Below are 19,402 nucleotides of genomic sequence, written 5' to 3' on the forward strand. Positions count from 1 at the left end.
CAACGGCTCCATGTGATTTTATTACATTACAAAACGAGTAATGGAAATGTAATAACATGACAAGTGCGGCACCGCAGAAAAAAGCGACCGGCCCGGATACGGTCGGGTTTGAACACCACGATCACAGCCATTGCATCACCGAGGCCGTGGCCGCAGCAGAGACTTATTGCGCACAGAAAGGGTTGCGTTTCACGCCCGCCCGCCGCAAGGCGCTGGAGATATTGTTGCAGCAACATCGCGCCCTTGGTGCCTATGAAATGCTCGACAGATTGCGCGAGTCAGGCTTCGGCTCGCAGCCCCCTGTGGCTTACCGTGCGCTTGAATTTCTGGTCGCCAACGGGTTTGCCCATAAGATCGAACAGCTCAACGCGTTCATTGCCTGCGCCCACCCCGGTGCCAGCCACACCCCTGCCTTTATGATCTGTCGCAAGTGTCAGTCCGTGGCCGAGGCGAAATCCACACCCGCCCGCGGTGCCCTTGGCGATGCTGCACGGGCCGCAGGGTTTCAGATCGAACGCACTGTGGTCGAAGCGGAGGGCATCTGCCCCTCCTGCGTTGAGAAAGCGCCCGCATGAGTCTGGTTTCCGTTGAGAATGTCAGCGTCGGTTACGGCGCAAATACCGTGTTGCGCAATGTCAGTTTTGCCGTCACCCCGAAAGAGATTGTCACCATTGTCGGGCCGAACGGATCGGGGAAGACAACGCTGCTGCGCACATTGATCGGGGCCGTACGTCCGTCCACGGGGCGGATCAACCAAAAGGCGGGCTTGCGGATCGGCTATGTCCCCCAAAAACTGCACATCGACCCGACCCTGCCAATCACCGTGGACCGGTTTCTGCGCCTGACAGACCGCAAGGCGGATCGCGCCACCTGTGCGGCTGCGCTGGAACGGGCGGGCGTTCCCGACCTGACCAACCGCCAGATGTCGGCTTTGTCGGGGGGGCAATTGCAACGGGTTCTGCTGGCCCGCGCCCTGATCAATCGACCGGATCTTTTGCTGCTGGATGAGGCCACCCAGGGGCTGGACCAGCCCGGATCGGCCGCGTTCTACCGCCAGATCGAAGAGGTCCGCCGCGACACCGGCTGCGCGGTTGTGATGATCAGTCACGAACTTCATGTGGTGATGAGCGCGTCGGACAGGGTGATTTGTCTGAACGGGCATGTGTGCTGCGAAGGGACGCCGGATATTGTTTCTGCCGCACCGGAATACCGCGCCCTGTTTGGCACGGGCACCGGCGGGGCGCTGGCGCTTTACCGGCATGAACACGACCACAACCACGATGAAAACTGCACCCATGACCACACCCACACCCCGACCGAGGCCGCTGAATGATGCTTGATGATTTTATGACCCGCGCCGCCCTTGCAGGCATTGGTGTCGCCTGTGCCGCTGCCCCTCTGGGCAGCTTTGTGGTCTGGCGGCGTATGGCGTATTTTGGCGACGCCACATCCCACGCAGCAATTTTGGGGGTGGCGCTCTCGCTCGCCCTGCAGATGTCGATTTTTGCAGGGGCGATGGCGGTTGCACTGGGCATGGCGCTGACTGTGACGCTGCTGGCGGGGCGGGGTTATGGCATGGACACGCTTCTGGGGGTGCTGGCCCATTCCGCGCTGGCCTTCGGTCTGGTGGCCGTGTCCTTTTTGTCAGGCGTACGCATTGATTTGATGGCCTATCTGTTCGGGGATATTCTGGCGGTGTCGCGCAGTGATTTAATGGTGATCTGGGGCGGCGCACTGCTGGTGATCGGCCTGATTGCATGGCGCTGGTCGGCCCTCCTGACCGCTACGCTGAGCGAGGAGCTTGCCTATGCCAGCGGCATTGATCCCAAGCGGGAGCAGTTGATCCTGACCCTGTCTCTCGCTGTGACCGTCGCGGTGGCGATCAAGGTGGTAGGTGCTCTGTTAATTGCTGCGATGCTGATCATCCCTGCCGCTGCGGCCCGCCCGCTGGCGCGCACGCCCGAACAGATGGCCTTTGTCGCCGCGCTAACCGGCGGGGCGTCAGCCGTGATTGGCTTGCAGGCCGCCTACGCGCTGGACACGCCAGCCGGTCCGACAATCGTTTGCGTGGCGGCAGTCACCTTTGTGCTGACCAGCCTGCTGCGGCCTATTCTGCGGTCCTGATCGGGGGCAAAGAGGTCACTTCAGATAGAACGGAGTCTCAAATAGTCCGGTCATGCGAATGGACTCTGCCGCCTTGGCCATGCGGGGACCGAGATCGTTTTCCACATAGTCCTCTCGCGCGCTGAAACGGGGAAGACCGCAGGCAAGTGCCACATAAAGTCCGTCAGAGGTCAGCCCCAAAGGGGTCCCCAGTGCAACGATATTCGGGCGCCAGTCCCCATAGGATGCACAGAAGCCTTCGGTCCGGCACCGTGTAATCGCATCTGCGGTCAAACTGGAATGTTCCTCAAATTCATCGGGGAAATTGTGCCGCAGGTTGGCCAACATGTCGTAAAGATCCTGCCCTTCGAGTAAGGACAACAACGCCCGCCCGCTCGCAGACCGGTGCAGCGGGCCGGTGATGCCCGGTTCGGGCACATGGGGGAAGCTGGACGGGTTCCCGACCGAATAGACCTGCACGAACTGGTCGCCCGAAATTACCGCCAACGTGCAATTCCCCGAGCTCATTTCTGCGATTTCCCGCATCGGCCCGACAAGCTGGTGCCGCCAGCGGGTGGCCGACAGCACCGGATAGGACAGGGCCAGAATGCGGGGCGCCAACAGGAACTGCCCCTTGGGATCGCGCCGCAAATACCCCATATGGATCAGGGTTTTGCACAGCCGCGACACGGTCGCGCGGTTCAACCCCAACTGGCGGGCAATTTCTGCGTTTGAAAGACGATCCACGCTGTCATTGAACAGGGCCAGAATCTCCAGCCCGCGCATCAGGGTCGATGAAAGCGCATGATCGACAGCATAAGATGCTTCCGGCTCTACCGCGCCTTCATCCGCCCATTGGTTGAGGATCGTCTTGCTGTCCGTCAAAGGATTTCTTGCTCCCGATACTTTTCGATTTCTTGTTCGGTCAGATTCAACAACCTATTATAGATGTAATCATTGTCGGCTCCCAGCGATTTCGCAGCCCAGCGGATTTCTCCGGGGGCGTTGCGGAACCGCGGCACAAGGCCCTGCATGCGGACCTCACCGAAATCCTCATCCTCAACCGGAACGATTGCATTGCGGGCTTTGAACTGGGCGTCTTCAAATATCTGGTCGATGCTGTAGATCGGGGCAATCGTGCCGTTTGCTTTGTGAAATGCGTCCAGAACCTCTTCTAATGTATGGGATGCGATCCAGCCGCCAAAGATCCGGTCCAGCTCTGCCGTATGGGCCACGCGGGCGGCATTTGTGGCAAAGCGTTCGTCGTCCACCAGTTCGGGCTGGCCGATGGCGATGGAGTTATAACGGAAGGTGCGATTGGTCGATCCGGCGAGAGAGACATAGCGTTTATCCGCAGTCATATAAACATCCGAGGGCGCGGAATACGTGTTCTTGTTGCCGACCCTTTCGCGCACATCGCCCAGTTGGTCGTATTCAATCGCCAGTGATTCGAGCGTGCGCAGCACCGCCTCTGTCAGCGCGAGATCAATCTCTTCCCCTTCATCCTTGCCCGACAGTTTCACCTTCAAAAGCGCAGCACAGATTGAGAAGGCACCAAAGATTCCGCCAATGGAATCGGCCAGCGGATAGCCGGTGTGGACAGGGGCACGATCCGGATCGCCGGTGATATGGGTCAGCCCGCCCATAGCCTCAAAGATCCGCGCGAATCCGGGTTGGGTGGCGTTCGGGCCGTCCTGCCCGTAGCCGCTCACCCGCAGGACCACCAGCTTGGGGTTGGCCTTCCAAAGTGTATCAATATCAAGCCCCCAACGCGCCAATGTGCCGGGGCGGAAATTTTCAATCAGAACATCACTTTGTGCCACCAATTCAAGGAACAGCTTCGCGCCGTCCGGCTTGCGCAGATCAAGCGTGCCGTGGCGTTTGCCGCGGTTGGTCACTTTCCACCACAGGGATTTGTTTTCCTTGAACGGAGGAAAGCCGCGCAGCCCATCGCCCACTCCGGGCAGTTCCAGCTTAACCACTTCTGCGCCGAAATCCGCGAGAAGTGACCCCGCCATCGGACCGGCAATAATCGTAGCAATATCAAGAATGCGAAGACCGGAGAGCGGCCCGGACCCTTTTTCAGTAGTCGTCATTTCTTTCCTCCAAATGAAACTTATTTGACAAACGTTACGATATTTGAAATACAGAGGTCAAGAAGTACGAATATTTAACCTTGGGAGGGGCTATGCACTTCGGACATTCTCAGAAAATGCTTGATTTTCAGGAACGGGTTTCGCGATTCTTCAACGCGGAGGTGCTGCCCCGACACAGGGACTGGGTGCAGCAGGTGATTCGCGACGGCAAGGAAGCAGACTTCCTCCCTGCGCTGCGCCAAAAGGCCCGCACCGAAGGGTTATGGAACCTCGCCCTGCCGGAACTGGCGGAAACCGAGCCGGGCACCCGTCTGAGCAATCTGGAGTTCGCACCACTGGCCGAGATCATGGGCAAACTGCCTTGGGGATCACAGGTTTTTAACTGTCAGGCCCCCGATGTGCCCAATATGGTGATGCTGCAATCTCTGGCGACACCCGAGCAAAAACGCAGCTGGCTGAACCCGCTGCTGGACGGGACCACCCGCTCCGCTTTTGCCATGACCGAACCGGATGTGGCCTCGTCTGACGCGTCCAACATCGCAACGCGAATGGCTTTTGAAGGCGACAACATCCGCATCAACGGTCGCAAGTGGTTTGCCACCGGCGGCGGGCATCCGGACTGTTCCTTCCTGATCGTTATGGGCGTCAGTGATCCCGATGCGGCCCGCACAGCGCGGCAAAGCATGGTGATCGTTCCGACCGACACGCCGGGTGTGAATATCACCCGCAACCTGCGTTATCTCGGCTGGGAAGATCACGTGGCCCCTATTGCCCAGATCGAACTGGAAGATGTTGTCGTCCCCGCAAGCAACCTGATCGGGGAACGGGGCAAAGGGTTCAAGGGCGCACAGGTCCGCCTAGGGCCGGCTCGGGTTCACCATGCAATGCGGTGCATCGGTATGGCGGAAATGCTGGTGGAACTGATGATCGCCCGCGCAAGGGAGCGCACGGCCTTCGGGCGGGATGTGATTGACTACGACACAACCCAGCGCTGGGTTGCCGAGGCGCGGGTCGAGATAGATATGAACCGGCTGGCCGTGCAACACGCCGCATGGCTGCTGGATCAGGGCGGCGAGAGTGCAAGCTGGCGCCCCGTTTCCATGATCAAGGTTTCGGTTCCCAACATGCTGCAAAAGATTGCCGACCGCGCCTTGCAGATTTTCGGGGCGATGGGCGGCGTGGATGATGTGCCGATCCACCACGCCTTTAGCTACGCCCGCTGGTTCCGCATCGGTGACGGTCCGGACGAGGTCCACCTGCGCCAGATTTTCCGCACCGAACCACAGCCGGACTGGACCATCGCGACCAGCCCCTATGTTTCGATCCCCGAGATTGCGCAAGCACAGATGAAAGCGGCGGAATGACCATGACCAGATCCCTCACCCCCAGAAACATCGCCCTGTTCATTGCAGCCACCCTTTCGGCGCTGCTTGCAGTTCAATCGGTCTATGTGGCCTATGCCGGTCCGTGGGACATCGCATTCGGGCGCAACATGCTGCTTGGGGCGGCGGTCGTGATTACGCTTCTGGCCAATCCGCTGTTCACAGAGCTGGACGCCCCCAAAGCCAAACGCATTTTCGGGGGCATAATAGATATGGCGTTGATCGCGCTGGTCATTGTCGCTGCGATACGCTTCACCGAAGTAGAGCGACTGACCGCCCTGACCTTTTATATCTTCACGCCTTATGATGCGTGGATTGCCCTTGGCGGCAGTGTTGTGCTGCTGGAGGCAACCCGCAGGCTGTTCGGTCTGCCTATTGTCATTATTGCCGCGCTGATGCTGGCCTATTGTTTTTATGGCTATGTGCTGCCCGGTTTCCTGAACCATGCGGGCGTTGATCTGAACCGCGCCATGCAGAATATCTGGTACGGCTATCAGGGTGTCTTTGGCATGCCGACCGGCGTTGTGATCCGCGTCGTTCTGGTGTTTGTGGTCTTTGGTCTGATCCTTGAAGGCACCGGCGCCAGCGATGCGCTGATCCGTACCTCGGTGGCGTTGACGGGCGGTACACGGGGCGGTCCGGCCCATTCGGCGGTTGTGGCCAGTGCGCTGTTCGGGTCCATGTCCGGCAGTGTAACGGCCAATGTTGTCGGCTCCGGCTCCTTTACAATCCCGATGATCAAGCGGCGCGGGTTTTCTCCGGCGATGGCGGGCGGGATTGAGGCGGCGGCCTCTACCGGCGGGCAGATTGTGCCGCCGGTCATGGGGGCTGCTGCCTTTCTAATGGCCGATCTGACGGGCGAGCTTTATGTGACCATCGCGCTCGCCGCGTTGATCCCGGCGCTGTTTTTCTACGGCTCCCTGTTTGCAGCGATTTCCGTGCAGGCCGCCGCCAATGGCATCCAGCCGATCCCCAAGGAAGAGCGCATCCGCCTGAACCGCGCGGATTATATCGCGTCCCTGCAATTTGCCCTGCCGATCCTTGCGATTGTGGCTGTGCTGGTGACGGGACGTTCCCCCGCGATGGCCGGTTTCGTTGCGGTGATCCTCGCGCTCGTGCTTGGCCTGTTTCGCAAGGACAACCGCCGCGACCTGACGCGCTATTTCCAGATTGCGGCCAAGGCAGGCAAGTCCTGCGCGGCCATTCTGGTAGCAGTTGGCTGTATCGGGATCATCCTTGGCGTGCTGAACCTCACCGGGCTTGGCCTTACCTTTGCCTCGATCATCTCTACCTTCAGCGAGACATGGCTGTTCGGTTCCCTGCTGGTCACTGCATTTGCCTGCCTTGTGCTGGGGATGGGGATGCCGACCCTGCCCGCCTATCTGATCATTGTGCTGGTGCTTGGCCCTGTCATGACCAAACTGGGCGCTGAAACGCTCGCCGTGCATATGTTTGTCTTTTACTTTGGTGTGCTCTCCGCGATCACACCGCCCGTGGCCATTGGCGCCTTTGCTGCGGCCCCGATTGCGCAATCCAATCCGATGCGCACCGCATTCGTGGCGGTCCGCCTTGCACTGGTCGGCTTTGTGATCCCGTTCATCTTTGTCTACGAGCCGTCGCTTTTGCTGATCGGAGAGTTTGATCCCCTCGGCTTTATGCGGGTCTGCGTGGCACTGGCGCTTGCTATCTGGTTGCTGAACACGGGGCTGGTCGGCTTTGCCGCCGAACGCCTGACACCAGCCAGCCGTGCCCTGCGCATCGCAATCGCTGCCGGTCTGGTGGTGCAGATACCGCTTCTTCAATACGCGCTGATCCTGATTGCAATCGGGATACTGGTTCTGCCAGGCCGCATTGGCACCAACGGGAGTGGTGCCGCAATTCCAACATCAAATATCAAATCCTAGGGAGGACTATCAGGATGAAACAAACGATTAAAACCACAGCGCTGGCGGTGGCCACAGGGGCGGGCCTGCTGCTCGCCGGTGTGGCCGCACAAGCCGAGACATTGCGCATGGCGTCACTCGGTCAGGCTTCGCCAACGACAGTGTTTTCCATTGCGGCATCGCAGATCATCAAAAAGGAACACGGATATTCAACGCAGCTTTCCACAGGGTCTTCTGCGGTCCGTCAGGCTGTCGAGGCGGCAAACCAGCAGCTTGAACTGTTCGTCACGGCGGTGTCCATCAACGGCTACCTGAAAAACGGGACGCGGATGTATAAAGACATGGCCAACGCGCCAGAGCTTTTTGGCAATCTGCGCAGCATCCTGAATTATCCACTGGGCGCCTATCACGGGATCGCTTGGGCGGATTCCGGCATCAACAGCATGCAGGACATTAAGGGTAAGAAGGTCTTTATCGGCCCGCCATCCAGTGCAGGCCGCACCGTTATCACGCAAGTGATCGAAGGTGTGACAGGGTTCAAGGAAAATGACGACTTTGAGCCGGTGAACCTTGATTGGGCCTCTGCCGAGCAAGCCTTTCAGGACCGTCAGCTTGATGTCTACTTTGTACCTACCCCGATCCCGAGTTCCGAATTGCAGCAGTTGTCCGCCCTTGGCAAATTCCGTGTGCTTGGCATACCGGACGACAAGATCGAAAGTGACGGTGTGAAAGCCGCCTCGAACGTTCCGGGACGGGAATTCGACTTTCTTCAGCCGGGCACCTATTCCGGTCAGGTGAACGAGGAACCGGTGCGTATGGTCAGTTCTATCGTTGGGCTTGGCACCAACAAATGGATGTCCGAGGACGTCGCCTACAACATCACCAAATCCATCTTTGAAAACAGCGCCGATCTGGTGGCAGCGGCCAAGTGGATGGAGATCATCACCCCGGAAAACGCGCTGAACCAGATGAATGCGCCGCTGCATGTGGGGGCGCTGAAATACTACCGCGAAATCGGTATCGAGGTTCCCGAAGACCTGATCCCGCCGGAAGCGAAATAAACCTTTACCGCACCCCCTGCGGCGCGGCCTGTGCCGCAGGGACTATTTGACCGCCCAAGCCTGCTGAGAGACCGGACATGGACCTTTTCTACACCAAAGCGGATATCGCGTTTCGCGATGACGTCCGCGCCTTTCTGAACAGCCATCTGCCACAGGAACTGTCGGAAACCTTTTTCAACTTCAAGCGTCACAGTTGGGAACAAATGATCCGCTGGCACAAGATACTTGCGCAAAAGGGTTGGGTCGCAGCCCATTGGCCGATGGAACATGGCGGCACCGGCTGGACGCCGATGCAGCAGTATATATTCGACTCCGAAGCGATGATGGCCGGCGCCCCGCGTCTGCGCCCCTTCGGGCTAAAGATGATCGGTCCCGTTCTGATGCGCTTTGGCACGGATGAACAGAAACAAAGGTTCCTGCCCCGCATCCTTTCTGCCGAAGATTACTGGTGTCAGGGCTTTTCCGAACCCGGCGCCGGGTCCGATCTCGCCAGCCTCAAAACCCGCGCCGTGCGGGACGGTGAGGATTACATCGTGAACGGTCAGAAAACATGGACGACGACAGCACAACACGCCAACTGGATGTTCACGCTGGTGCGCACCGACCCGCAGGCGGAAAAACCACAAGCCGGAATTTCGATGCTGTTGATCGACCTCAACAGCCCCGGTGTCACCGTGCGCCCGATCCGCACGATTGACGGCGATCACCACGTAAACGAAGTCTTTCTGGAGGACGTGCGCGTTCCTGCAAACCTTCTGGTCGGTGAAGAAAACAAGGGCTGGACCTGTGCGAAGTTCTTGCTGGGCAATGAACGGGTCAGCATCGCCAATGTCGGGCAGAGCAAGGCCGAGATGTCCCTGCTTAAACGGCTGGCGCGGGATCGGACTGTCGATGGCGTGGCCTTGATTGACGATCCGGTTTTTGGTGCGAAACTGGCCGATCTGGAAGCGGATTTTCTGGCGCAGGAAGTCACCAACCTGCGCATGCTTGCTGGTATCAAACCGGGACAAGAGGTCGGCCCGCTGTCGTCCTTGCTGAAATTGCGCGGCTCTGAAATCCAGCAGCGGATTCAGGAACTGTCGATGGAAGCGGCTGGTGCCGATGCCGCCCCGTGGCGGGCGGATCGCGCAGCGGGCGGCGGGAAAGGGGACGGTTACGGCGTGCACGGCTGGCTGACCTCCCGCGCCTTCACAATCTTTGGCGGTTCCAGCGAGGTGATGAAAAACATCGTCGCCAAACAGACACTCGGGCTTTGAGGAGAGCGTGATGGATTTTACACCCAACAGCGAACAACAGATGATCGCAGACAGTTTCGCCAAAGTATTTGCCGCCGCCAATGAACCACGCAGGGTCTGGCAGGAACTGGGCGAACTGGAACTGCTGCGCCTGACATGGCCTGAAGACTTTGGCGGATTTGGCGCGGGTTGCTCTGATCTGGTTCCGGTTCTTTGCGCGGCCGGTGCCAGCGGCGCCCCCGAACCACTGATCGGTGCCGCCGCCCTGCCCGGTCTGGCCCTGACCCGCGCGGGCACTACGGCCCCTGCCGTGCCGGACGGCGAAATTAGTCTGGTCCTTGCGGAGAGCGACTTGCACCTCGTAGACGGACGGTTGAGCGGCTTGGTCAAAGTCGCACCCGGCGCTGATGTGGCGAACACGCTGCTGCTGTGCCTGCCCGATGACCGTCTTGTTGCGCTACCTGTTGACGCCAAGGGCTTGTCCCGTGAAGTTTACGAACTGCTCGACGGGCGCGGTGCGGCGGATCTTCACTTTCAGCAGGTAGAATTGACTCAAGGGTCCGTCGGCGGCTCAACAGCCGGTTTGCACGCATGGCTTTGTGATGCGGCGGCGATGGCATTTGCGGCAGATGCGCTTGGTGCGTTGTGCGCTATTCGGGATATGACACAAGAGTACCTCAGAACACGCAAACAATTCGGCAAAACCCTTTGCAGCTTTCAGGCATTGCAGCACGCGATGGTGGATATTTACCACGACACCGAGCATTTCCTGTCTCTGGTTCATCTCGCCGCCAAAACCTGTGACAGTGATGATGTTGCGATGCGGAAGCGGGCCGTTTCATCGGTGAAACGCTATCTTGGCGGGCGGATGCGGGATTGCATCGCCTCGGCCATCCAGCTTCACGGTGGCATCGGTGTGACCGAGGAGTATCCGCTCGGCGCGCTGGCCAAACGGGTGATTGTCGCGGATATTCTGAACGGCAGTAGCGCCAGCCATGGCGCAAGGCTCGCCCGGTTGATCGCAGAGGAAACCCGTGCGGAACTCAACGTAACAGGACAAGAAAAGGACGTCGCCTGAACATGAACACCCCACCCGAAACCGAAGTCCGCACCGAACGGAACGGCAGCGTTCTGATCCTGTCTCTGGACGGCGCAAAGACCCGTAACAGTATTTCGCCTTCGGTCTATAAGGACGTGCAGACCGCCATCATTAACGCTGGCAATGATCCCAGCGTCCGCGCAATCGTGCTGACCGGTCTTTACGGATTTTTCAGCTCCGGTGGCAACATCGCCAACCTGCGCAAAAGCGCGGAGAGCAGCCTTGCGGATGTGTCCCGCAACACGGATGCGCTAAATTCGATGATCCTGTCGATCCGAAATTGCCCCACGCCTGTTATTGCTGCCGTGGAAGGCGGAGCAGCAGGGGCGGGCGCGTCCCTTGCGCTGGCTTGTGACATGATTGTTGCAGCAGAGGATGCGAAATTCACCGTGGCCTATGTCAAAGTCGGACTGGCACCGGATGGTGGTATCACCCATTTCCTGAGCGAGGGCCTGCCCCGTCAGCTTGTCTCTGAAATGTGCCTCACAGGGCGCCCTGTCGAGGCGACACGCCTGTATAATTTGGGTCTCGTCAACAGTATCGCCTCACCGGGCGGTGCGCTGGAGGCGGCACAGAAACTGGCGGCATCACTGGCCGCAGGCGCGGTTGGGGCGATGGCGGTTATCAAGGCGGAAATCGCTGCCGCTCCCCATAACGATCTGGCCAGCCAACTGGTGCTAGAGGCCAAAGGCATCAATGCCGCCCGCTACGGGGATGAAGCCGCCGAAGGGCTGGCTGCTTTTCTGGAAAAACGCAAACCGGATTTTACGGACAAGGGATAGCGGGTTAAGGTCATGATTACCGACAAAACAAAACTCGACAGGTTGCTGTCAGATGTTCACGCTTGGGTGCGCGATGTGGCCCATCCGAACGAAGACCGCGTGGCAGAAGCCAATGAAGTCCCCGCTGAAATTGTGGCAGACATGGCAGAACGCGGCTTTTTCGGCTGGTCCATCCCGAAAGAATACGGCGGCGCAGGACTGACCACCGAGGAACTGGTCATGGGCGCGATGGAACTGTCCCAATGTGCCGTGGCCTACCGCGCCCGCGTTGGCACCAACACGGGGATCGGCTCTGAAGCACTGGTCGCGGATGGGACGGACGCGCAGAAACAAAAATACCTGCCTGCTATGGCGCGGGGGGAACTGACGGGGTGTCTGGCGCTGACCGAACCGAACGCCGGATCAGAGGCAAGCAACATCGAAACCACAGCGCAGCGTGTCGGGGATCATTACGTGCTGAACGGTATGAAACGCTACATCACCAACGCCCCGATTGCGGATGTGTTCACTGTGTTCGCCCGCACTGATCCGGACAGCAAGGGCGCGAAAGGTGTGTCTGCCTTCATCGTGGAACGGGGCTTTGACGGCCTGTCCACAGGTGCGCCTTACAAGATGATGGGGCAGAGCGGATCGCCCGTCGGGGAGGTCTATTTCAACGACTGTATCGTGCCCGCAGAAAACCTGCTGGGACAAACCGAAGGCACCGGTTTCAAGACAGCGATGAAAGTGTTGAACAAACAACGCATCCATCTGGCAGCCCTTTGTACCGGTCCTGCGATCCGGATGCTGGATATGGCGATGGATCACGCCTGCACCCGACAGCAATCGGGGCAGAAGATTGTGGATTTCCAACTGGTTGCAGCCCTGCTGGCGGATTGCCGCGCTGAAATCGAGGCTGCCCGCCAACTGGTGCTATCAACCGCACGGGCGCGGGACGCGGGCAAAGACATCGCGCTTGAGGCGTCGATCTGCAAATATTTTGCATCAGAGATGTGCGGACGGGTTGCAGACCGCTGCGTTCAGGTGTTTGGTGGCGCCGGATACGTTGCCGACCACAGTTCAATCGAACGCTACTACCGCGACGTGCGGCTATTCCGTCTTTATGAAGGCACAAGCCAGATCCACCAGTTGAATATCGTGCGCCAGATGCAGCGCAGGCGTAAAGAAGACAGTGCAGCGTGACCAGAACCTTCCCCTTTAACCAACCAATCGACCGGAGCCTCGGGTGAGCGATCTCGCCTTCGCCATCGCGCCGGTTTTTGTGCTGGTGATACTGGGGAACCTGCTGCGGCGGGCGGGTATTGTTGAGGAAAGTTTCTGGAGACACGGGGCGCGGCTCGGCTATTGGGTGCTGATCCCCGCGCTGTTGTTTTACAAGCTTTCCACCGCAGAAATCGACATCGGCTTGATGCTGCCCTTTGCCATCACCCTGTGCGGCGCATTCTTTATCGTCGGTGCAATCATCCTTGTGATCACCCGCTGGCTGCGCACGCCTGCGCCTACGCGGGGCTCTGCCCTGCAAGGGGCGGTCCGGCATAATTCCTTTATGGCCCTGGCGCTGGCCGAGAACCTTTATGGCACCGAGGGACTGTCGCTGGCGGCGCTGGCCTCTGCGGTTCTGGCGATGGTGACGAACCTGTCTATCGTGCCAGCGCTTCTACTGATGAAAGAGGATCGGGGTGAGCGGTCCATGCTGAAACAGGTGCTGCGCGATCTTGTGCAGAACCCGTTCATCCTGTCCATTTCCGCAGGTCTGGCAGTGAATTTTCTGGTGCCCGGCCGCATTCCGATCCTGCATGACACGACGGCTATGCTTGGCGCGGTGGCGCTGCCTTTGATGCTGCTCTGTGTCGGGGCAGGGTTGAAGGTGCGGGGCTTGCGGGCGGGGATCGCTCCGCTTGGCCTGTCGGTTTTCGGGCGTTTTGTGCTGTTTCCGTTCTTCGTACTGCTAATGCCCTTCGGGCTCGGCTTTCAGGAAATGATGATCCTGCTGCTCTTTGCTGCGGTGCCAACAGCGCCATCCTCGGTTGCTTTGGCGTCCGAGACCGGCGGCGATGTGCCGGTGATGAATGCGATCATCACCGTGCAAACCGCGATGGCCTTCTTTACCATCCCGCTCACTCTCGCCATCGGCGCTGTGGTTCTGGGCTAGTCGAGCGGGTTTTGCGCCAGTTCTGCTGCGATGTCATCGTCGATCGGCGTGTCATAGGTCTGCAATAGATAACCGAGCACGGAATAAAACCCGACCGTTGCGATCAGATCAATCACCGCCTTGCGCCCGATGGCCTTGGCAAGTTCGGCTTCCTGCGCAGGCGACAGTTTTTTGTCGTCAATCAGGGCATCCACCGCCCGCACGATCAACCCGTCTTCGCCCTCTGGCATGTCCCGCACCGCTGCAATCCGCGCGTCCGTCATGCCAAGCGCACGGGCGCGGCTGACGTGATGGGCCCATTCATAACCCGAACCGAGCCGTAGACCCGTGCGCAGGATCACGATTTCCGAGCGGATCGCCCCAAGCTGGCTGTCCTTGACCACATGCTGACGCAACGGCGCCCAAGCCGCAAGCAGTTCGGGGTGATGCGCCATCGTACGATAAACATTCAACCTGCCTGCAAATCCGTCCCGCAGGTCGGTAATTTCTTCGGGCCAGTCCGCATCGGTTACGGGTGGGCAGGGGGACTTCGTCATGGCGTTTCCTTTCTGTGCTGCTGTCTTCCCTACCCTGAACCGCACTGCAGGGAAACACGGTTTCCCACCACCAGCAGCGCCCTTCGATTTGAGGCACTTGTGAAAGGCGGGGGCTTGTGGTTCGTTACGCTGAACCGTGCCCGGTAATATAAGGTGGCCTCTCCATGACAGCTCTCTCCCGCCCCAGAACACACCTCGCCGTGCTGGTTATTCTGGGGATTACCCATCTGCTGAACGATCTGATGCAATCGCTTATTCCGGCGTCCTATCCGATCCTGAAAGACGCCTACGGGCTGGATTTCACCCAGATCGGTATGATTACCCTGACGTTTCAGGTCGCGGGTGCGATGTTGCAGCCGGTGATCGGGATGATCACCGACAAACACCCCGCCCCCTATTCGCCGGTGGTGGGGATGATGTTCACCCTGTCCGGTCTGGTTTGTCTGGCCTATGCGCCGAGCTATGGCACTATTCTGGTGTCGGTGGCCCTGATCGGCATCGGATCGTCCATCTTCCACCCCGAGGCCACGCGCATGGCACGCTATGCCTCTGGCGGACGGCAGGGGCTGGCGCAGGGCATTTTTCAGGTGGGCGGACAGGCAGGCGGTGCGCTCGGTCCTGTTTTTGCAGCGCTGATTATCGTGCCTTGGGGCCAGCCGAGCCTTGCGGGATTTGCGGTGCTTGCGTTGATGGCAATGATGTTCCTGACATGGATCGGCAGCAAACAGCGTAGTATCAGTGCAGAGTTTGCCCGTCTGCGAACCAGCAGCAGCGCGGCGCAGGGCGGCCCCCGCCACGGGCCTGTAACCATTGGCATCGGTCTGTTCGTGCTGACCTTCCTGATGTTCACCAAGAACACCTATAACGAGAGCTTCCGCTCCTATTACACCTTCTATCTGATCGAACAGTTCGGCCTGTCTATCCCCTCTGCGCAGATCATGCTGTTCATCTTTTTGCTGGCCGCAGCAGCGGGCGTTCTGATTGGCGGCGTTCTGGGGGACCGGATCGGGCGTTACCGTATCATCTGGATCTCCGTGCTCGGCCCGCTGCCCTTTACCCTGATCCTGCCTTATGCGGATTTGTTCTGGACCGGCGTTTTGACTGTGGTGATCAATCTGATCATGGCCAGCGCCTTTGCGTCGATCCTGATCTACGCAATGGACCTGCTGCCAAACCGGATCGGGATGATCGGCGGATTGTTTTACGGCCTGAACTTCGGTTTGGGCGGAATCGCCGCGGCCTTGCTCGGCGGGCTGGCGGACCGATACGGGGTGGAGTCAGTCTATCTGTTCTGCTCTTTCCTGCCCCTTGCCGGTCTGGCCACATGGTTCTTGCCAAGGCTGGACGACGGCAAGGGGCGGACACCTTAACCGAAAACCTTAGCTAAATTCCCCTTAGATGGGGGTAAATTTCGTATGTGAGAATCCGTTGTTGCTTTTTGATAACCGGTGGATAGCTTGACGACCGTAGGAATCGCTGCGAAGGGTCAAGCTTTGATGTCCAATACATCCATCACAGTAGATGTCATTGTCATCGGCGCAGGGATCGCAGGTGCGTCAATTGCGGCTGGCCTGTCCGAACACTGCAGTGTTTTGCTGGCTGAAATGGAGTCCCAACCCGGCTATCACACAACCGGACGCTCGGCCGCTGTATTTGCCCCGAGCTATGGGCCGGCTGGCGTGCGCGCCCTGACACGGGCGTCCCGCGCTTTTTATGATGCGCCGCCCACAGGGTTCTGTGATGGCCCGTTGCTGACACCCCGCGAGATCCTGATGATCGCGCGGGACGATCAGGGTGGAGCACTTGACGCGCTGATTGAAACGGCCTCCCGTGAAACAGTGGTAGAACGCCTAGATGCAGCGGGTATGCAGAACCATCAACCTTTGCTGCGCTCCGGTTACGCGACAGCAGGCATGCTTGATCGGGGCGGTCAGGATATTGACGTCGCTGCCCTGCACCAAGGCTATTTGCGCCAGTTCAAACACCGCAGCGGCACCCTGTTGCGAAATGCCGAAGTGATCTCGTTGACGCATGACGGCACCGACTGGACCGTTGAAACCAAAGCCGGCTTGATCAAAGCGCCGTTGGTCGTGAACGCAGCAGGTGCATGGGCCGACAAGATCGGCGCACTGGCGGGGGCGGAAATTATCGGATTGGAACCGAAACGCCGCACTGCAATGATGATACAGGAACCCGCAGGCTTCACCCGCCGCGACGCACCGATCACCATCGACGTGGACGAACAGTTCTACCTGAAGCCCGATGCGGGGCGGTTGCTGCTGTCTCCGGCGGATGAAACCCCGAGCGAGCCATGCGATGCCCAGCCCGATGAAATGGACGTTGCAATCTGCGCCGACCGGATCATGAGTGCCTTTGATATTGATATCCGCCGGATCGAAAATAAATGGGCAGGATTACGCAGCTTTGTCGCTGACAAGGAACCCGTGATCGGATTTTCTACCAGGGTAGAAGGCTTTTTCTGGATGGCCGGACAAGGGGGATATGGCATCCAAACCGCTCCCGCCGCTGCCAAGCTGGCCAGCGCACTGGCACTGGGCAAAACGGTTCCGGGCTGTTTGACAGATCACAGGTTCGATCCGGGGCGGCTTTCTCCGCAACAGGCAGGACCGGTCGTCGAGAACCTGATTTCCACCCGATAATCATCAGACGAACAGTTTTCCGCCAGATCCGCTTTCCTGCTGCAAAGCCGCTGGTCTTATCTGACAAAAAGAGAGAGAATGAACAGGTAATTCAATAACCGGTTTTTCCTATGACGACAAAAATTCCCTCCACGTCCCGCTCTCTGCCTATTGCCTTGATGCGCGCCCGCGAGGGTGTGATGATTCCGATCCGCGAGATGCTGTCGGACACCGGAATCACCGAGCAGCAGTGGCGGGTTCTGCGGGTGTTGGCGGAATATGGCGCGCTTGATTCCTCGACACTGGCAGACCGTGCCAGTCTGCTGTTCCCGAGCCTGACACGCATTGCCGCTACCATGCGCGACAAAGGGTTAATTACCCAAACCCGTAGCGCAACGGACCGGCGCAAGCAGATCGTCGCAATCGCGCCCGAAGGCCAGAAAATCATCGACGACCGCACCGAAGAAGCAGTGCAAATCGTTGCGGATTTCAAAGCCCGATTGGGGCAGGAGAAATACGAACAACTCTTGGACCTGCTTGGCCAGCTTGATCCGGGTCATCGCAGCGAATAGGGCGGAAACATCATGCGGATCATAGATATTGTCGAAGTCACCAAGCCCATCGCTTCCCCGATCCGCAACGCCTATATTGATTTCTCCAAAATGACGGCCAGTCTGGTGGCCGTGGTCACGGACGTTATTCGCGACGGTCGGCCTGTGGTTGGATACGGCTTTAATTCCAACGGGCGCTACGGGCAAGGCGGGCTGATCCGCGAACGTTTCAGGGACCGCATTCTGACCGCTGATCCGGCCTGTTTGCTGGATGAAACCGGCGACAACCTCGACGGTCACAAAATCTGGGCGGCCATGATGCAGAACGAAAAACCGGGAGGGCATGGCGAACGCTCTGTCGCGGTTGGGACGCTAGATATGGCGGTTTGGGATGCGATTGCCAAAATCGCGGAAAAGCCACTGTTTCACCTGCTGGCAGAGCGCAAGGGGATCACGCCCGACCCCCGTGTCTTTGTCTATGCGGCGGGGGGCTATTACTATCCGGGTAAGGACGACAACGCCTTGCGCCGCGAAATGCGCAGCTATCTGGATCGCGGCTATACAGTCGTGAAGATGAAAATCGGCGGCGCATCACTGGCCGAGGACCAGCGCAGGATCGAAGCCGTGTTGGATGAAATCGGCACCGAGGCGCAGCTGGCGGTAGATGCCAACGGCCGCTTCGATCTTGAAACTGCTATCGCCTACGCCAAGATGCTGCGGAGCTATCCGCTGTTCTGGTACGAAGAAATCGGCGATCCACTGGACTATGCGTTGCAGGCCGCGATCTCCGAATTCTATCCGGCCCCTATGGCCACCGGCGAGAACCTGTTTTCCCATCAGGACGCCCGCAACCTGCTGCGCTACGGCGGCATGCGGCCGGATCGGGACTGGCTGCAATTTGACTGCGCCCTGTCTTACGGGCTGGTGGAATACGAACGCACGCTTGATGTGCTTGCACAGTTCGGCTGGTCCCCGAAACGCTGCATTCCCCATGGCGGGCATCAGATGTCACTTAACATCGCGGCAGGGCTGGGGCTTGGCGGTAACGAAAGCTATCCCGACCTGTTCCAACCTTATGGCGGGTTTCCTGACGGGGTAGAGGTGATTGACGGTCATATCACCATGCCAGAACTGGTCGGCATCGGGTTTGAGGGCAAGGCCGATCTGATCAAGGTCATGCGCGAACTGGCCGAATAACCCAGCTTATTTCCGGTTGCCAGACACCACATGTTCACTGTCGATACCGCCAAGGGAATGGAACAGCCCGCCGGTATTGCTGACCCCGAATTTCTTTAAAAGCTTGGCGCGGTAGACCTCTACCGTGCGATAGGAAATATCCAGCTTCAGCGCGATTTCCTTGCTGGTCAGACCGTCTGACAGATGGCTCAGGATTTCCCGTTCCCGCCGTGTCAGGGGCAGATAGGGACGCACGGCAGACAGATCGGCAAAGCTCCAGACCGCCCGTTCCAGCGGATTTTCCGGCGTGAAAGTATGGCCGCGCACACGGCACCAGAACAGGGTGGCATCTTTACGCGCCATGATCCGTTCGTCCCAATAGGTGTTGGTAGTCCGCAACTGCTGCACCCCGCGGTCACGGATGTTCACAAACTCCTCTTGTGACGGGTATAGGATCGAAAACAACTGGTCGCGCAATTCGTCCCGCGAATAGCCAAACATCAGCGCAAAAGCGGCGTTACATTCGCGAATAACGCGGTTCTGGGTGACGACAAGCCCTACCGGAGCATGAATAAAAGCCAGCTCAGCCAGGGAGTTATCGCCAAATTCCGATGACATACGTATTTCCACCATCTTGTTCAAAGAGGTTCAATGCGGGAACCTTCGGGTTCAAGCTAAACAACGGGTCTGCGCAGGGCAACAGCCGC

General features: G+C 58.9%; 19 protein-coding genes. 15 read left to right on the forward strand and 4 right to left on the reverse strand.

Features of this window, described 5'->3' with window-relative positions:
- Positions 1–56: 56 nt before the first annotated feature.
- Genes BFV97_RS11515 through BFV97_RS11525 form a run of 3 tightly spaced genes read left to right on the forward strand, consistent with a single transcriptional unit; the run spans position 57 to position 2,124 of the window.
- On the forward strand, positions 57–575 hold the full coding sequence (locus tag BFV97_RS11515; protein WP_069300518.1) for a transcriptional repressor: 519 nt from the start codon (positions 57–59) through the stop codon (positions 573–575).
- Positions 572–1,333: an ATP-binding cassette domain-containing protein gene (locus BFV97_RS11520; protein ID WP_069300519.1), complete on the forward strand. Its 762-nt coding sequence runs from the start codon at positions 572–574 to the stop codon at positions 1,331–1,333. The genes BFV97_RS11515 and BFV97_RS11520 overlap by 4 nt, the downstream gene beginning before the upstream one ends.
- Positions 1,333–2,124: a metal ABC transporter permease gene (locus BFV97_RS11525; RefSeq protein ID WP_069300700.1), complete on the forward strand. Its 792-nt coding sequence runs from the start codon at positions 1,333–1,335 to the stop codon at positions 2,122–2,124. Before BFV97_RS11520 ends, BFV97_RS11525 begins: the two co-directional genes overlap by 1 nt.
- A gap of 15 nt (positions 2,125–2,139) precedes the next feature.
- Here the strand turns inward: BFV97_RS11525 and BFV97_RS11530 are convergent, their stop codons facing one another.
- Both BFV97_RS11530 and BFV97_RS11535 read right to left on the reverse strand, forming a co-directional pair.
- Entirely contained in the window at positions 2,140–2,988 is an 849-nt protein-coding gene (locus BFV97_RS11530; RefSeq protein WP_069300520.1) for an IclR family transcriptional regulator, read from the reverse strand.
- The gene (locus BFV97_RS11535) at positions 2,985–4,199 is read right to left on the reverse strand and encodes a CaiB/BaiF CoA transferase family protein (RefSeq protein WP_069300521.1); all 1,215 of its coding nucleotides are present in this window, start codon (positions 4,197–4,199) and stop codon (positions 2,985–2,987) included. The genes BFV97_RS11530 and BFV97_RS11535 overlap by 4 nt, the downstream gene beginning before the upstream one ends.
- Positions 4,200–4,291: 92 nt before the next feature.
- On the opposite strand from BFV97_RS11535, the gene BFV97_RS11540 reads away from it, so the two are divergent.
- The 8 genes from BFV97_RS11540 (at position 4,292) to BFV97_RS11575 (ending at position 13,793) form a co-directional block, all read left to right on the forward strand.
- Positions 4,292–5,563, forward strand: coding sequence for an acyl-CoA dehydrogenase family protein (locus BFV97_RS11540; RefSeq protein WP_069300522.1), 1,272 nt, complete (start codon positions 4,292–4,294; stop codon positions 5,561–5,563).
- A gap of 2 nt (positions 5,564–5,565) precedes the next feature.
- The gene (locus BFV97_RS11545; protein ID WP_157888318.1) at positions 5,566–7,485 is read left to right on the forward strand and encodes a TRAP transporter permease; all 1,920 of its coding nucleotides are present in this window, start codon (positions 5,566–5,568) and stop codon (positions 7,483–7,485) included.
- 14 nt (positions 7,486–7,499) lie between these two features.
- Positions 7,500–8,525, forward strand: a complete 1,026-nt coding sequence (locus BFV97_RS11550; protein WP_069300524.1) for a TAXI family TRAP transporter solute-binding subunit — start codon at positions 7,500–7,502, stop codon at positions 8,523–8,525.
- Positions 8,526–8,602: 77 nt separating this feature from the next.
- Positions 8,603–9,781 carry an acyl-CoA dehydrogenase family protein gene (locus BFV97_RS11555; RefSeq protein ID WP_069300525.1) on the forward strand — a complete coding sequence of 393 codons (1,179 nt, stop codon included), beginning with the start codon at positions 8,603–8,605 and terminating at the stop codon, positions 9,779–9,781.
- Between the two features lie 10 nt (positions 9,782–9,791).
- Complete coding sequence (locus BFV97_RS11560; RefSeq protein ID WP_069300526.1) at positions 9,792–10,838, forward strand: acyl-CoA dehydrogenase family protein; 1,047 nt, start codon at positions 9,792–9,794, stop codon at positions 10,836–10,838.
- A gap of 2 nt (positions 10,839–10,840) precedes the next feature.
- The gene (locus tag BFV97_RS11565) at positions 10,841–11,641 is read left to right on the forward strand and encodes an oxepin-CoA hydrolase, alternative type (RefSeq protein WP_069300527.1); all 801 of its coding nucleotides are present in this window, start codon (positions 10,841–10,843) and stop codon (positions 11,639–11,641) included.
- Positions 11,642–11,653: 12 nt separating this feature from the next.
- Positions 11,654–12,823 carry an acyl-CoA dehydrogenase family protein gene (locus BFV97_RS11570; protein WP_069300528.1) on the forward strand — a complete coding sequence of 390 codons (1,170 nt, stop codon included), beginning with the start codon at positions 11,654–11,656 and terminating at the stop codon, positions 12,821–12,823.
- A gap of 43 nt (positions 12,824–12,866) precedes the next feature.
- A complete protein-coding gene (locus tag BFV97_RS11575; RefSeq protein WP_069300529.1) occupies positions 12,867–13,793 on the forward strand; it encodes an AEC family transporter in 927 nt (308 codons plus the stop codon).
- On the opposite strand, the gene BFV97_RS11580 is transcribed toward BFV97_RS11575, so the two are convergent.
- Positions 13,790–14,329 carry a carboxymuconolactone decarboxylase family protein gene (locus tag BFV97_RS11580; RefSeq protein ID WP_069300530.1) on the reverse strand — a complete coding sequence of 180 codons (540 nt, stop codon included), beginning with the start codon at positions 14,327–14,329 and terminating at the stop codon, positions 13,790–13,792. The two genes, BFV97_RS11575 and BFV97_RS11580, sit on opposite strands and share 4 nt — an antisense overlap.
- 164 nt (positions 14,330–14,493) lie before the next feature.
- On the opposite strand from BFV97_RS11580, the gene BFV97_RS11585 reads away from it, so the two are divergent.
- The 4 genes from BFV97_RS11585 (at position 14,494) to BFV97_RS11600 (ending at position 18,716) form a co-directional block, all read left to right on the forward strand.
- Positions 14,494–15,699 carry an MFS transporter gene (locus BFV97_RS11585; RefSeq protein ID WP_069300531.1) on the forward strand — a complete coding sequence of 402 codons (1,206 nt, stop codon included), beginning with the start codon at positions 14,494–14,496 and terminating at the stop codon, positions 15,697–15,699.
- Between the two features lie 126 nt (positions 15,700–15,825).
- Positions 15,826–16,989, forward strand: coding sequence for an NAD(P)/FAD-dependent oxidoreductase (locus BFV97_RS11590; RefSeq protein ID WP_069300532.1), 1,164 nt, complete (start codon positions 15,826–15,828; stop codon positions 16,987–16,989).
- Between the two features lie 110 nt (positions 16,990–17,099).
- Positions 17,100–17,540 carry a homoprotocatechuate degradation operon regulator HpaR gene (gene hpaR / locus BFV97_RS11595; protein ID WP_069300533.1) on the forward strand — a complete coding sequence of 147 codons (441 nt, stop codon included), beginning with the start codon at positions 17,100–17,102 and terminating at the stop codon, positions 17,538–17,540.
- A gap of 12 nt (positions 17,541–17,552) precedes the next feature.
- Positions 17,553–18,716, forward strand: coding sequence for a mandelate racemase/muconate lactonizing enzyme family protein (locus BFV97_RS11600; protein ID WP_069300534.1), 1,164 nt, complete (start codon positions 17,553–17,555; stop codon positions 18,714–18,716).
- 6 nt (positions 18,717–18,722) lie between these two features.
- On the opposite strand, the gene BFV97_RS11605 is transcribed toward BFV97_RS11600, so the two are convergent.
- Complete coding sequence (locus BFV97_RS11605; RefSeq protein WP_245667723.1) at positions 18,723–19,313, reverse strand: LuxR C-terminal-related transcriptional regulator; 591 nt, start codon at positions 19,311–19,313, stop codon at positions 18,723–18,725.
- Positions 19,314–19,402 lie beyond the last annotated feature (89 nt).

Source organism: Neptunicoccus sediminis (genome assembly GCF_001719615.1).
GTDB lineage: Bacteria > Pseudomonadota > Alphaproteobacteria > Rhodobacterales > Rhodobacteraceae > Amylibacter > Amylibacter sediminis.